The sequence below is a fragment of the Pantoea allii genome (assembly GCF_046529425.1).
Lineage (GTDB): Bacteria > Pseudomonadota > Gammaproteobacteria > Enterobacterales > Enterobacteriaceae > Pantoea > Pantoea allii.
Genome location: NZ_CP125958.1, coordinates 4,446,032 through 4,459,817, shown reverse-complemented (window position 1 = coordinate 4,459,817; position 13,786 = coordinate 4,446,032). Strand labels below are relative to the sequence as shown.

Genomic DNA, 13,786 nt, shown 5'->3' with positions numbered 1-13,786 from the left:
CGCAGAAGGCCGGCGAACCGGCCTTCTGACGGTTACGCCAGTTTTTGTTTGTGTTTATGCTCGCTGACCATGGTGAGCAGTAACAAAATCACCGCCAGCACACAGCCCACAATCATCACCAGGAAGCCGCCATCCCAGCCAAAATAGTCCACCGTGTAACCCACAATGGCGCTGGCTGCGACCGAACCGCCCAGATAACCGAACAATCCGGTAAAACCGGCTGCCGTCCCGGCGGCTTTTTTCGGTGCGAGTTCCAGCGCATGTAGCCCTATCAGCATCACCGGACCATAGATCAAAAAGCCAATGATTATCATGCAGGCCATATCTACACCGGGATTTCCTGGCGGATTAAGCCAGTAAACCACCGTCGCGATGGTGACCAGCGTCATAAAGAACACGCCCGTCGCTCCACGGTTTCCGCGAAAGACTTTATCTGACATCCAGCCGCACAACAGCGTGCCGGGAATTCCTGCATATTCATAGAAGAAGTAAGCCCACGATGACTTATCCAGGGTGAAGTGTTTCACCTCTTTGAGATACGTCGGCGACCAGTCCAGAATGCCGTAACGCAGCAGATAAACAAACACGTTCGCCAGGGCGATATACCACAGTAATTTGTTTGGCAGGACATACTTCATGAAGATTTGTTTTGCGGTGAACTCTTCTTCATGGCTCGCGTTGTAATCCGCCGGATAATCGTCTTTATAAGCCTCAATAGGCGGCAGGCCACAGGACTGTGGTGTATCTCGCATCAGCGCAAAGGCCAGGATTGCAATGGCAATCGCGCCGAAGGCGGGCATATAAAGGGCCGCTTTCCAGTCGTTAAACCACGCCATTCCCAGCAAAAACAGCAGGGGCGGAATTCCCCCGCCGACGTTATGCGCACAGTTCCACACCGACACAATACCGCCACGTTCTTTTTGCGACCACCAGTGCACCATGGTGCGTCCGCAGGGCGGCCAGCCCATCCCCTGGAACCAGCCACAGATAAACAGCAAGACAAACATCACCATAATGCTGGAGGTCGCCCAGGGAACAAACCCCATGAACAGCATCACGACAGCGGCCAGAATCAATCCGGCAGGTAAAAAAACGCGGGGATTAGAGCGGTCCGATACCGAACCCATAATGAACTTGGAAAAGCCGTAAGCGATAGAGATGCCCGAAAGCGCAAACCCCAGATCGCCGCGCGAGAAGCCCTGTTCAACCAGATAAGGCATGGCCAGAGCAAAGTTTTTCCTGACCAGATAGTAAGCCGCATAGCCAAAGAAAATACCGATGAAGATCTGCCAACGCAGGCGGCGATAGAGGGGATCGACACGATCCTCTGCCACCTGGGGCTGGTGTGGTGCAGGTTTAAAAATACTTAACATTATGGTGGCCCTCCGGGCGCATTATGGTTTTGATTCCCCAGCAGGTTGGGTCGAAACATAAAAAATGGTGCTCGCGATGCACCATTTCGCGCAGAGAATAGACAGAGACAGTGCCGTTTACTGTGATGAATGACAAATTTGTTACAGTTTTATTACAGTAAAGCGCGAAAATGCCAGGCAGATGCGCTTTTTCACACATTTTTGGCGGCAACAGGCGTGGTGTGGGAAGGATAAAACAGGCAGAGAGAAAAGATAACGCCTGAATGCCTGGTAAGTAACCAGATGTAAACCAGATAAATCAGCTCTGATTCAGGACTTTGTTTACACTGACGCTCTGTTTATTTCGGGGTTGTTACCGTGCTTTTATTGATCGTTACTACCATTCTGTGGGCATTTTCTTTTAGCCTGATCGGTGAGTACCTTGCCGGGCAGGTCGACAGCTGGTTTTCCGTATTGATGCGCCTGGCGCTGGCCGCCATTGTCTTTCTGCCGTTCCTGCGCTGGCGTGGCTACCGGCCTTCAACGCTCTTGCTCTATATGCTGGTCGGGATGCTGCAACTGGGCATTATGTATTTACTGAGTTTTGAAGCCTATTTGTATTTGAGCGTGTCAGAATTCCTGCTGTTTACCGTGATGACGCCGCTCTATGTCACCTTGATCTACGACCTGATAAGTCGAAGGCCTCTGCGCGTCGGATACATTTTCAGTGCCTTGCTGGCCGTTGCGGGCGCGGCGATTATTCGCTACGACAAAGTCAGCGAAAACTTCTGGTTTGGTCTGCTGTTAGTGCAGTTAGCCAATATCTGCTTCGCGGCCGGGATGGTGGGCTATAAGCGTTTGCAGGAAACCCGGCCGATGCCGCAGCACACGGCGTTTTCGTGGTTTTATCTGGGCGCGGTGCTGATAGCTATTATTGCCTGGGCAGCCTGGGGCAATCCCAACAAATTACCCACGACGACGCTGCAGTGGGGAATCCTTGTATGGTTGGGCGTTGCGGCGTCGGGACTGGGTTATTTTATGTGGAACTATGGGGCAACGCAGGTCGATGCCGGCACGTTGGGCATTATGAATAACATGCACGTTCCGGCCGGATTGCTGGTTAACCTTGCGATATGGCAGCAAAAACCGCACTGGCCAAGCTTTATCGCAGGTGCCCTCGTGATTATGGCGTCGCTGTGGGTACATAAGCGCTGGGTAGTCGGTAACAGCGCGAAATAGCCGGGCTGACCTTAGCGGGAAAAAAGATCAGTGGGGGATGAGAAGGCGCGCCGGGCGCCTCGTCAGGCGAGTGATGCCTGATGCGCTAAAGGCTGAACGGCTTATGCTTACTCGTGATGACATATTTCGCGAGCGAGCGAGCGACAGGACACAGCCTCTGCGCCTCAGGCAGGAAAGCAAACGGGCACGGATGTCTGCTTTCCCGACCGGGTGAAATACCATCGAGCTGCGTTTTAAGCGGGTTTGCCTGTGGCGGGCCGATGAATCATCGTCAGCCCTTTAAGGAAATTACGCAGAATCTGGTCACCGCATTCACGGTAATTTTTATGATCCGGTTTGCGGAAGATCGCGCCAATCTCTGCCTGAGAAACCGTAAAATTGGCCTTTTTTAGCACATCAGGAATATCCGTCGTTTTTAAATCAAACGCGATGCGCAGCTTTTTCATGAAGATGTTGTTGTTCATCTTGCGCTCAATGGACGGCGCGGGCGCGTCGTCACTTTTGCCACGGCGATGAAAAATTAAACCGTTAAGGAAATATCCCATCACAACATCGGGGCAGGGACGGAATGCCGCATCCTCATCTTTCTTCAGCCAGCTGGTGATATCAGCCTGAGCAACCTCACATTCAGCCAGCGCAAAAATCGCCACCATTTTGGCATCGTTCAGATCGAGCATATAGCGCACGCTGCGCAGAATATCGTTGTTAGTCATGGTGAGATCTTCTCATGGTAAATCGACAGGCTGCGCATTATAGGGGATTTTGCCTGCTACCGTGCAGCTTTGTCACTCACGCGATAAAACCTTAGCAGGATGCGCGGCGTCCCTGACGAACGGCAGATGCTCGCAGGCATGCTGACGGGCAAAACGCATAAAGGCTTCCAGTACCGGCTGACGCTGTTCCCCGTCGCGCACGGCGGCATAAAGGCGGCTCCATAAGCCGTCACCCAGCGTTTTGGTGATCACCAGTCCCTGTTTTTCAAAGCTTTCTACCACCCAGTGCGGCAGTGCCGCAATTCCCATGCGCGCCGATACCATCTGAATCATTAACAGGGTGTTATCGACGTTCTTAAGTGCAGGGCTGATGCCAGCGGGTTGCAGAAAGTGACGCCAGATATCCAGCCGCTGGCGTTGTACCGGATAAATCATCAGGACTTCATCCGCCAGATCGTCAGGGGAAATATGTTCAACCTGTGCCAGAGGATGATCCGGTGCCAGCACCAGTCGGACTTCGAAATCGAACATCGGAGAATAGAACAAGCCTGAGCGCGGCAGGATATCCGAGGTTAATACAATATCCAGTTCCCCCTGCTGCAGGGCGGGCTGCGGATCAAAGGTCACGCCGGATTTAAAATCCATCACCACCTGGGGCCAGCTCTGGCGAAACTTATCTAATGCCGGCGTAAGCCACTGGATACAGCTGTGACACTCAATCGCCACGCGCAGGGTTGTCTGATGCGGCTCGTGGCAGGCCTGAAGTGCCTGCTGAATCTGCGGCAGTATCTGCTCTGCCAACTGCAATAAAATTTCGCCCTGCGGCGTAAAACGCAATGGCTGACTTTTACGGACAAACAGACGGAATCCCAGCCGCTGTTCCAGATCGCTGAACTGATGTGATAACGCCGACTGTGTCTGATGAAGCTGAGCCGCTGCCGCTGCCAGCGAGCCCGTATTCTGCAGAGCCTGAAGCGTCCGGAGGTGTTTGAATTCGATCATGAGAGTCCTTCACATCGAAACTGAATAATTTGCGCTTGAGGAACATACAGTACCCGCAGAATATAGCGGTGTAAACATCTGGACGGCTAAACATCTTTAGCGACCCGCTAAAGCCGAAGAATTTCTGGAGAATAGTGAATGACTATCCTGAATCATACTCTCGGTTTTCCACGTATTGGCCTGCGTCGTGAGCTGAAAAAAGCACAAGAAAGTTATTGGGCTGGCAACATCACGCAGGAAGAACTTCTGGCGGTGGGTCGCGAACTGCGCGCCCGCCACTGGCAACAACAGAAAGAGGCCGGCGTCGATGTGCTGCCGGTCGGTGATTTTGCCTGGTACGATCACGTTCTGACGACCAGCCTGATGCTGGGCAATGTGCCTGCTCGCCATCAAAACAACGATGGCTCCGTTGATCTGGATACGCTGTTCCGCCTGGGCCGTGGTCGTGCACCGACGGGTGAGCCGGCGGCAGCGGCGGAAATGACCAAATGGTTTAACACCAACTATCACTACATCGTGCCAGAATTCACTCAAGGGCAGTCGTTTTCATTAACCTGGACTCAACTGCTGGATGACGTGGACGAGGCGCTTGCGCTGGGTCATCACATCAAGCCCGTATTGTTAGGCCCGGTAACCTACCTCTGGCTGGGGAAAGTAAAAGGCGTGCCGTTTGATCGTCTGTCACTGCTGAACGACATTCTGCCCGTTTATCAGCAGATCCTGGCCGAACTGAAAAAGCGCAACATAGAGTGGGTACAGATTGATGAGCCCGCCCTGGCGCTGGAACTGCCGCAGGCATGGCGTGATGCGTTTAAACCGACTTACGCTGCATTACAGGGGCATAGCAAACTGCTGCTCACCACCTATTTTGACAGCATCGGTCAGAACCTGGATGTCATCAGGTCACTGCCCGTGCAAGGCCTGCATGTGGATCTGGTGCAGGGCAAAGATGACATTCAGCGGTTGAACCAACAACTGCCCGCAGAGTGGCTGCTGTCTGTCGGTGTCATCAATGGTCGTAACGTCTGGCGTGCCGATCTCAGCCACTGGTTTGAACGCCTGCAGCCGCTGGTGGGCTCACGCAAGCACCTGTGGATTGGTACCTCATGCTCACTGCTGCACAGCCCCATCGATCTCAGCGTAGAAACCCGTCTGGACGATGAAGTGAAAAGCTGGTTTGCCTTTGCGTTGCAAAAATGTCGTGAGCTGTCGCTACTGAGCACGGCGCTTAATCACAACGATCCCGGCTCCCTGGTGGAGTGGAGCGCGCCGGTTCAGGCGCGCGCTCACTCAAGCCGCGTTCACAATGCGGCTGTTGCGCAGCGTCTGGCAAACGTTCAGGCCAAAGATACCGCGCGCGCCAGTGCTTACCCCGAGCGGGCCAGAGCACAGCGCCAGCGTTTCAATCTGCCCGCGTGGCCGACCACTACCATCGGCTCCTTTCCACAAACCCCCGAAATTCGTGGCCTGCGTCTCGACTTCAAAAAAGGCGCAATAGATAGCGCGCATTACCGTACCGGTATTGCCGGGCACATCAAGCAGGCGATTGTTGAACAGGAGCGTCTGGGGCTGGACGTGCTGGTTCATGGCGAGGCCGAACGCAACGATATGGTGGAATACTTCGGCGAGAATCTGGATGGCTTCGTGTTTGCGCAAAATGGTTGGGTACAAAGCTACGGTTCACGTTGTGTTAAACCGCCGGTGATCATTGGTGATGTCAGCCGTCCGGAAGCCATTACCGTCGAGTGGGCGAGGTATGCTCAGTCCCTCACCGATAAGCCGGTAAAAGGCATGTTGACGGGTCCGGTAACGATTCTTTGTTGGTCATTCCCGCGTGAGGATGTGTCACGTGAAACGATCGCCAAACAGATTGCGCTGGCGCTGCGTGATGAAGTTGCCGATCTGGAAACCGCCGGTATTGGCATCATTCAGATTGATGAGCCTGCGCTGCGTGAAGGCTTACCGCTGCATCAGTCAGACTGGGCCGACTATCTGCGCTGGGCAGTAGAAGCGTTTCGGTTAAACGCCGCCGTCGCCAAAGACGACACTCAGATTCACACGCACATGTGTTATTGCGAGTTTAACGACATCATGGCATCCATTGCGGCACTGGATGCAGACGTGATTACCATCGAAACGTCGCGTTCTGATATGGATTTGCTGGATGCATTTAACGCGTTCGAATATCCAAACGAAATCGGGCCCGGTGTTTACGATATTCACTCGCCCAACGTACCCGATGTCGAGTGGATAGAAAATTTGTTACGTAAGGCGGCACAAAGTATTCCAGAAGAACGTCTGTGGGTGAATCCGGACTGCGGCCTGAAAACCCGTGGCTGGCGCGAAACCCGACAGGCACTGGCTAACATGGTTAAAGCGGCAAAAAACCTGCGGGGCGAAACCGCCTGATTTCCTGGTGTTGTGTCAATACGTTGTCAGTATGTTGGGGCGCTTGCGCGCCCCCTTTTTTTGATCACGTCGTGGGTGCAACGCCGTATTGCGTAAACCAGGCTAACATGCGCGCCCAGCCATCGGTTGCCGATTCTGCGTGATAGCTCGGACGATAGTCAGCGTTGAAAGCATGTCCGGCATCGGGATAAACAATAATCTCAGCGTTGGCATTGGCCGCATGCAATGCCTGACGCATCTGCTCGACGCTTTCCAGCGGAATGCCGTCATCCTGACCACCGTATAATCCCAGAACCGGTGCGTTCAGATCGACGGCGATATCGATAGGGTGCTTTTGCTGCTTCATGGTTTTTTCGCCAACCAGACGGCCATACCAGGCCACGGCGGCGCGCAGCTGCGGGTTGTGCGCGGCATAAAGCCAGCTGATGCGTCCGCCCCAGCAGAAGCCGGTAATCCCCATGCGGCGAATATCCCCACCGTTACGGGCAGCCCAGTTCGCTGCGTGATCGAGATCCGCCAGCACCTGACTGTCAGGCACTTTGCTGACCAGCTCTTTAAACAGCGTCGGAATGTCATGGTAGTCATTCGGATCGCCTTCACGGAAGTACAGTTCTGGCGCGACCGCCAGGTAGCCTTCCAGCGCCAGCCGACGACAGATATCGCGGATGTGTTCGTGAACGCCAAAAATTTCCTGTACCACCAGCACCACCGGCAAAGGACCGTCTGCTGACTGCGGTTTCGCATAAAAAGCCGGCAGGTTTTCGCCCTGACTCGGAATAGAGGTTTCCCCCGAATGGATGGTGGGGCTGTCGGTAATAATCGTGGTTGATGCTGTGGGCTGAACTGCCGGAGCAAACGCGCCTGCAGCTGATTTTTGTGTCATATTATCGTCGGTCTTCATCATTCTCTCCGTGCAAGCATAGGCGCAATCACGTAACTATAGCCTGGCCACCTGTGACAGGTTCCAGACAGGGAGTAACAGAGTGGTTAACCAATAAAATTACACTTCTCTTTAACATTCCCGCGATAGCTTCCACATCACCATATGTAGCAATACACAAGGCGATGGATGGATGTGTGATATTGATCACCCTATTTTTCTTAGAAAATGTAACTTTCATTTTCTTAAGTGAATTTAGTCACATATTTACCTCGCCCGGTGACGTAAAGTGGCGTGAAAATTTTCCTTAACCCGGAGTCTGATATGACACAGTCTGACGTTTTCCATCTTGGCCTGACCAAAGCTGATCTGCAGGGGGCGACGCTGGCCATTGTTCCCGGCGATCCTGAGCGCGTAAAAAAGATTGCCGGGCTGATGGAAGATGCACAGCACCTGGCTTCTCATCGTGAATTCACCACCTGGCTGGCTAAGCTGGATGGCAAGCCGGTTGTCGTGTGTTCCACAGGGATTGGCGGGCCTTCGACATCAATTGCCGTCGAGGAGCTGGCGCAGCTTGGCGTGCGTACCTTCCTGCGCGTGGGCACCACGGGGGCGATTCAGCCGCATATCAACGTCGGGGATGTTCTGGTCACAACGGCATCAGTACGCCTGGACGGGGCAAGCCTGCATTTCGCCCCCATGGAATTCCCGGCGGTGGCGGATTTCACCTGTACTACAGCATTGGTGGCGGCCGCAGAAGCCTGTGGTGCCAAAACGCATATCGGTATTACGGCCTCCTCTGACACCTTCTATCCCGGTCAGGAACGTTACGATACCTTTTCCGGTCGCGTCGTTAATCGTTTCCAGGGATCGATGCAGGAGTGGCAGCAGATGGGCGTGCTGAACTACGAGATGGAGTCGGCGACCCTGTTAACCATGTGTGCCAGCCAGGGGCTGAGAGCGGGAATGGTGGCGGGCGTGATCGTCAACCGTACGCAGAAAGAAATTCCGGATGCCGTGACGATGAAGCAGACGGAAAGCGATGCGGTGAAAATCGTGGTAGAAGCCGCGCGCCGTTTACTGTAATCCCCTGTTTTAACAGGCAGGCGAGTGATCAGGCCTGCCTGTCTCATCCCAGACAGATTGTTGCGTCACCGCTTCCAACGCCAGTAAATATATCTGGACATTCATACAGTGCGAATTTACCTTTTCCCTCATTAGTCTGACCAGCGGGGAAAATATGGATCAGCACATCATTATCAGCATCTGCCTGGCGCTTGTCGGCCTTGGTGTGGGCTGGATACTGGCGCAAATGCGCGTCGGCCATCAGTTAGCCAGCTTTTCCACGGAACGCCGCTTGCTCAACGAGGCACAGCAGCGTCAGCAACAGCAAATCGAACAGCTTCAGCAACAGGTGCAGCAGCGCGAGCAGGAGTTGAGGCAGCTTCATGGTTCATTAAGTGGGGCCAGTGAGCGCCTGCAACAGCTTGATTACTGGCGCAACGAGAGTGAACAGCTCACACGTGAACTGCGGAACCAGCTGGAAGTGAACAGCGCCCAGGAAGCGGAACTGCGTGAGGTCACGATTCGCCTGGAAGAAACCCGCTTCGCAGCGGAAGAAAAACAGCGCCTGCTGACAAACAGTGAGCAGCGGCTCAGCGCGCAGTTTGAAAACCTTGCCAACCGAATTTTTGAAAACAGTGGACGTCGGGTCGATGAACAGAATCGACAAAGCCTGAACAGCCTGATAGGGCCGCTCCGGGAACAGCTTGATGGTTTTCGTCGCCAGGTGAATGAAAGCTTTGGCGCGGAAGCCCGTGAGCGGCACACGCTGACCCATGAAATTCGTCAGTTACAGCAGTTAAATGCCCAGATGGCTCAGGAGGCGCTTAACCTCACTAAGGCGCTGAAAGGCGACAACAAAATTCAGGGCAACTGGGGCGAAGTGGTACTGAGTCGGGTACTGGAAGCCTCAGGGCTGCGTGAAGGCTATGAGTATGATATTCAGGTCAGCATGCAGAACGAACAGCAAAGTCGTATGCAGCCTGATGTGATTGTCCGCCTGCCGCAGGGAAAAGATGTGGTTATCGACGCCAAAATGACGCTGGTGGCCTACGAGCGTTATTTTAATGCCGATGATGACGTTGAGCGTGAACAGGCCATTCAGGAGCATGTCAGCGCCCTGCGTGGGCACATTCGTCTACTGGGCCGCAAAGATTATCAACAATTACCCGGTTTACGCTCGCTGGATTATGTGTTGATGTTTATTCCGGTTGAACCGGCCTTCCTGCTGGCTATCGATCGTCAGCCAGAATTAATCAGTGAAGCCCTTCAGCAGAACATCATGCTGGTCAGCCCGACTACGCTGCTGGTGGCCCTGCGGACGATTAACAATCTCTGGCGCTATGAGCATCAGAGTCGTAATGCACAGCGCATTGCAGAGCGGGCCTCCCGGCTGTATGACAAAATGCGGCTGTTTGTTGATGATATGAGCGGGATTGGTCATAGCCTTGATAAGGCGCAGAACAGCTATCGCGAGGCAATGAAAAAGCTGGCAGAAGGGCGAGGCAACCTTATCGCACAGGCGGAAGGCTTTCGCGATCTGGGCGTAGAAGTCAAACGCGCCATTAACCCGCACCTGGTCGAGCAAGCTATGCCTGAAAATGAGCACGACAGCGCGCCAGATGACGAGAACCATCCAGACGAACATCATGAGCAGGTCCGGCACCTCCGCGAATAAGCAGGTCGCCAACGTGCCTGACCTCCATGACTCTGATACACTTCGGTAAGTATTGTTTGTGGAGCAGGTAAAACCGATGGCAGATGAATCACAGCAGGAAACCACCCATTTTGGCTTTCAGACGGTCGCCAAAAGCGAGAAAGCCGACAAAGTCGCGGACGTGTTTCACTCCGTAGCGGCAAAATATGACCTGATGAACGATTTGATGTCGTTTGGCGTCCATCGAGTCTGGAAGCGTTTTACCATTGACAGCAGCGGCGTGCGCCGCGGCCAGCGTGTGCTGGACCTGGCGGGCGGGACAGGCGATTTAACCGCAAAATTCTCGCGCCTGGTGGGCGAAACCGGTCAGGTCGTTTTGGCTGACATTAACAGCTCAATGCTGAAGATGGGCCGGGAAAAGCTGCGCAATCTGGGCGTGGTAGGTAACGTCAGCTATGTGCAGGCTAACGCCGAGGCACTGCCGTTCCCTGATAACTATTTTGACTGCATCACTATCTCTTTCGGCCTGCGTAACGTGACTGAAAAAGAGAAAGCGCTGGCGTCGATGTTCCGCGTGCTGAAGCCGGGTGGACGTTTGCTGGTGCTGGAGTTCTCCAAACCGGTTATCGAACCGCTGAGCAAAGCTTACGATGCCTATTCCTTCCACGTTCTGCCACGTATCGGGCAACTGGTCGCTCAGGACGCGGAAAGCTATCGTTACCTTGCTGAATCCATTCGCATGCATCCCGATCAGGAAACCCTGAAAGCGATGATGAATGACGTAGGATTTGAAAACACCACCTATTTCAATATGACAGGTGGCATCGTGGCGCTTCATCGTGGGTTCAAATTTTAACCATTATGGCGATGACCTTAACACCCGTAATCACTGCCGGTATTGAGACGGCGTTAAACCGCATACTGTATCGTGACCGTGGCCTGAAAAGCGCACGCCAGCGCCTTGTCGGTAAGGTACTGACGTTACGTTTAACTGAGCTATCCTGGCCGCTGGTGCTGGTATTTAGCGAACAGCAGCTGGACGTGCTCAGCGACTGGCAGGACAAGAGTGACTGCACGGTCATTACACAGCTCAAATCCTTGCCAAAATTACGCGATCGCCAGCAGCTTACGACGCTGATTCGCAGCGGTGAGTTACAGGTTGAAGGTGACTTGCAGGTGGTTCAGCACTTTTCTGCGCTAATGGATCTGGCCGAGCTGGACCCCGCTGAATACCTTGCCCCCTGGGTCGGTGACATCGCCGCTCAGGGGATGAGTCAGGGTGCACAGCGTGCATTGCGCTTTTTCAAAGCAGAAACACAACGGCGTCAGGACTACCTTGGTCAGGCATTAACAGAAGAGTGGCGGGTGGCGCCTGGTGCGCTGGAGTTTGCCTGGTTCTCTGAGGAGGTTAGCGCGATGGAACGTTCGCTTGAGGCGCTTGATGCGCGTCTGGCACAGCTGGAGGCGAAATGAGTTTTGGAGAGATCCGCCGGTTATATTTTATTATTAAGGTGTTTTTGACGTACGGCCTTGATGAACTGATTCCACAGATGCGTCTGACGCTTCCACTGCGACTGTGGCGCCGCTGTATTTTCTGGATCCCCAACCAGCACAAGCAAGAACTCCTTGGCGTACGTTTACGTATGGCCATGGAGCAGTTAGGTCCGGTCTGGATCAAGTTTGGGCAGATGCTGTCAACGCGTCGTGATCTGTTTCCGCCGCTGATTGCCGATGAACTTGCGGTCCTGCAGGACCGCGTTGCCCCCTTTGATGGGGTCAAGGCTAAAGCGCAGATCGAAGCCTCAATGGGCGCACCGATTGAATCCTGGTTTGATGATTTCGAGATTATCCCACTGGCTTCGGCCTCTATCGCTCAGGTTCATACGGCAACGCTAAAATCCACAGGTAAAAAAGTCGTCATCAAGGTCATCCGTCCGGATATCCTGCCGGTCATTAAAGCGGACATGAAGCTCATTTACCGCATTGCCCGCTGGGTGCCCCGTCTGCTGCCCGATGGCCGCCGTCTGCGCCCGGTTGAGGTGGTTCGGGATTACGAGAAAACCCTGATTGATGAGTTAAACCTGTTACGCGAAGCGGCCAATGCGATTCAACTGCGACGGAACTTTGAAAACAGCCGCATGCTGTATGTGCCGGAGGTTTACTCAGACTATTGCAGTGAAACCATGATGGTGATGGAACGCATTTATGGCATTCCTATCTCTGATGTGGCAACGCTGGAGCAGCACGGCGTTAACATGAAGCTGTTAGCGGAGCGCGGCGTTCAGGTGTTCTTTACGCAGGTTTTCCGCGACAGTTTCTTCCATGCCGACATGCACCCCGGCAATATCTTTGTCAGCTACGATCATCCTGAAGACCCGCAGTATATTGGTATCGACTGCGGCATTGTCGGATCGCTCAATAAAGAAGATAAGCGCTATCTGGCAGAGAATTTTATTGCCTTCTTCAACCGTGATTACCGCAAAGTCGCGGAGCTGCATGTCGACTCGGGCTGGGTGCCAGCCGACACCAACGTTGAAGATTTCGAGTTTGCCATCCGTACCGTGTGCGAGCCTATTTTTGAGAAACCGCTAGCGGAAATCTCGTTTGGTCACGTGCTGCTGAACCTGTTTAACACAGCGCGTCGCTTTAATATGGAAGTGCAGCCCCAGTTGGTGCTGCTGCAAAAAACCTTACTGTATGTCGAAGGGATTGGTCGCCAGCTCTATCCGCAACTGGACTTATGGAAAACGGCAAAACCGTTCCTGGAGGACTGGATTAAGGATCAGATCGGTATTCCGGCGATTATCCGTGCCGTGAAAGAAAAAGCCCCTTACTGGGCAGAAAAATTGCCAGAGCTGCCAGAGCTGTTTTACGACAGTTTGCGTCAGCATAAGCAGCTACGCCTCAGCGTGGATAAACTCGCGAACGATATAAGTGTCCAACGTACACGTCAGCATCAGGCTCGTTACCTGTTTGGCGTAGGTGCGACACTGCTGATTAGCGGAACAGCGGTGCTCCTCAGCAGGCCTGTATGGGACCTGTTCCCGGCGGCATTAATGGCGGCGGGCTTTGTCAGCTGGTTAATTGGCTGGCGTAAGACAAACTGATTGTCACTTGCGCCAGAAACACGGTAATGTCGCTGATTCGGGCCCGAATAAATACGGGTTTCTGTAGGGCATTACGCCACAGCGTTTAACAAAAAAATCGAGGCTATCTCATGGGCGGTATTAGTATTTGGCAGCTGTTAATTATTGCCGTGATTGTGGTTCTTCTGTTCGGTACCAACAAATTACGTAATCTGGGTTCGGATTTAGGTTCTTCTATCCGTGGTTTTAAGAAAGCCATGGGCGATGAAGACGATAAAAAGGATCAACCGAAAGAGCAGGACGCTGATTTCCATGCCAAAACGCTGGCGGATAAACAGCCAACGTCGGCTCAAAAAGACGAAGTCAAGAACGACAAGCAGGTGTAA

12 protein-coding genes are annotated in these 13,786 nt (G+C 53.5%); 8 read left to right on the top strand and 4 right to left on the bottom strand.

The window, feature by feature from the left end; translation table 11 throughout:
- Positions 1 to 32 precede the first annotated feature (32 nt).
- On the bottom strand, positions 33 to 1,373 hold the full coding sequence (gene glpT / locus QNH99_RS20850) for a glycerol-3-phosphate transporter (protein ID WP_241568148.1): 1,341 nt from the start codon (positions 1,371 to 1,373) through the stop codon (positions 33 to 35).
- A gap of 357 nt (positions 1,374 to 1,730) precedes the next feature.
- Between glpT and QNH99_RS20845 the strand changes: the two genes are divergently transcribed.
- Positions 1,731 to 2,591 carry a carboxylate/amino acid/amine transporter gene (locus QNH99_RS20845; protein WP_063877915.1) on the top strand — a complete coding sequence of 287 codons (861 nt, stop codon included), beginning with the start codon at positions 1,731 to 1,733 and terminating at the stop codon, positions 2,589 to 2,591.
- Positions 2,592 to 2,824: 233 nt separating this feature from the next.
- On the opposite strand, the gene QNH99_RS20840 is transcribed toward QNH99_RS20845, so the two are convergent.
- Both QNH99_RS20840 and metR read right to left on the bottom strand, forming a co-directional pair.
- Positions 2,825 to 3,304 carry a DUF1456 family protein gene (locus QNH99_RS20840; protein WP_109717889.1) on the bottom strand — a complete coding sequence of 160 codons (480 nt, stop codon included), beginning with the start codon at positions 3,302 to 3,304 and terminating at the stop codon, positions 2,825 to 2,827.
- 72 nt (positions 3,305 to 3,376) lie between these two features.
- Complete coding sequence (gene metR, locus QNH99_RS20835; RefSeq protein ID WP_063877918.1) at positions 3,377 to 4,306, bottom strand: HTH-type transcriptional regulator MetR; 930 nt, start codon at positions 4,304 to 4,306, stop codon at positions 3,377 to 3,379.
- 138 nt (positions 4,307 to 4,444) lie between these two features.
- Between metR and metE the strand changes: the two genes are divergently transcribed.
- Complete coding sequence (gene metE / locus QNH99_RS20830; RefSeq protein ID WP_410517150.1) at positions 4,445 to 6,715, top strand: 5-methyltetrahydropteroyltriglutamate--homocysteine S-methyltransferase; 2,271 nt, start codon at positions 4,445 to 4,447, stop codon at positions 6,713 to 6,715.
- A 64-nt stretch (positions 6,716 to 6,779) separates the two neighbouring features.
- On the opposite strand, the gene QNH99_RS20825 is transcribed toward metE, so the two are convergent.
- On the bottom strand, positions 6,780 to 7,616 hold the full coding sequence (locus tag QNH99_RS20825) for a dienelactone hydrolase family protein (RefSeq protein WP_109717887.1): 837 nt from the start codon (positions 7,614 to 7,616) through the stop codon (positions 6,780 to 6,782).
- Between the two features lie 303 nt (positions 7,617 to 7,919).
- Between QNH99_RS20825 and udp the strand changes: the two genes are divergently transcribed.
- The 6 genes from udp to tatA all read left to right on the top strand — a co-directional run bounded on the left by udp (position 7,920) and on the right by tatA (position 13,786).
- Complete coding sequence (gene udp / locus QNH99_RS20820; protein ID WP_063877921.1) at positions 7,920 to 8,681, top strand: uridine phosphorylase; 762 nt, start codon at positions 7,920 to 7,922, stop codon at positions 8,679 to 8,681.
- A 154-nt stretch (positions 8,682 to 8,835) separates the two neighbouring features.
- Positions 8,836 to 10,335, top strand: coding sequence for a DNA recombination protein RmuC (gene rmuC, locus QNH99_RS20815; RefSeq protein ID WP_063877922.1), 1,500 nt, complete (start codon positions 8,836 to 8,838; stop codon positions 10,333 to 10,335).
- 76 nt (positions 10,336 to 10,411) lie between these two features.
- Entirely contained in the window at positions 10,412 to 11,170 is a 759-nt protein-coding gene (gene ubiE / locus QNH99_RS20810) for a bifunctional demethylmenaquinone methyltransferase/2-methoxy-6-polyprenyl-1,4-benzoquinol methylase UbiE (protein WP_063877923.1), read from the top strand.
- An 11-nt stretch (positions 11,171 to 11,181) separates the two neighbouring features.
- Complete coding sequence (locus QNH99_RS20805; protein WP_063881074.1) at positions 11,182 to 11,787, top strand: ubiquinone biosynthesis protein UbiJ; 606 nt, start codon at positions 11,182 to 11,184, stop codon at positions 11,785 to 11,787.
- Positions 11,784 to 13,421: a ubiquinone biosynthesis regulatory protein kinase UbiB gene (gene ubiB, locus QNH99_RS20800; protein WP_410517149.1), complete on the top strand. Its 1,638-nt coding sequence runs from the start codon at positions 11,784 to 11,786 to the stop codon at positions 13,419 to 13,421. Before QNH99_RS20805 ends, ubiB begins: the two co-directional genes overlap by 4 nt.
- A gap of 110 nt (positions 13,422 to 13,531) precedes the next feature.
- On the top strand, positions 13,532 to 13,786 hold the full coding sequence (gene tatA / locus QNH99_RS20795; protein ID WP_063877925.1) for a twin-arginine translocase TatA/TatE family subunit: 255 nt from the start codon (positions 13,532 to 13,534) through the stop codon (positions 13,784 to 13,786).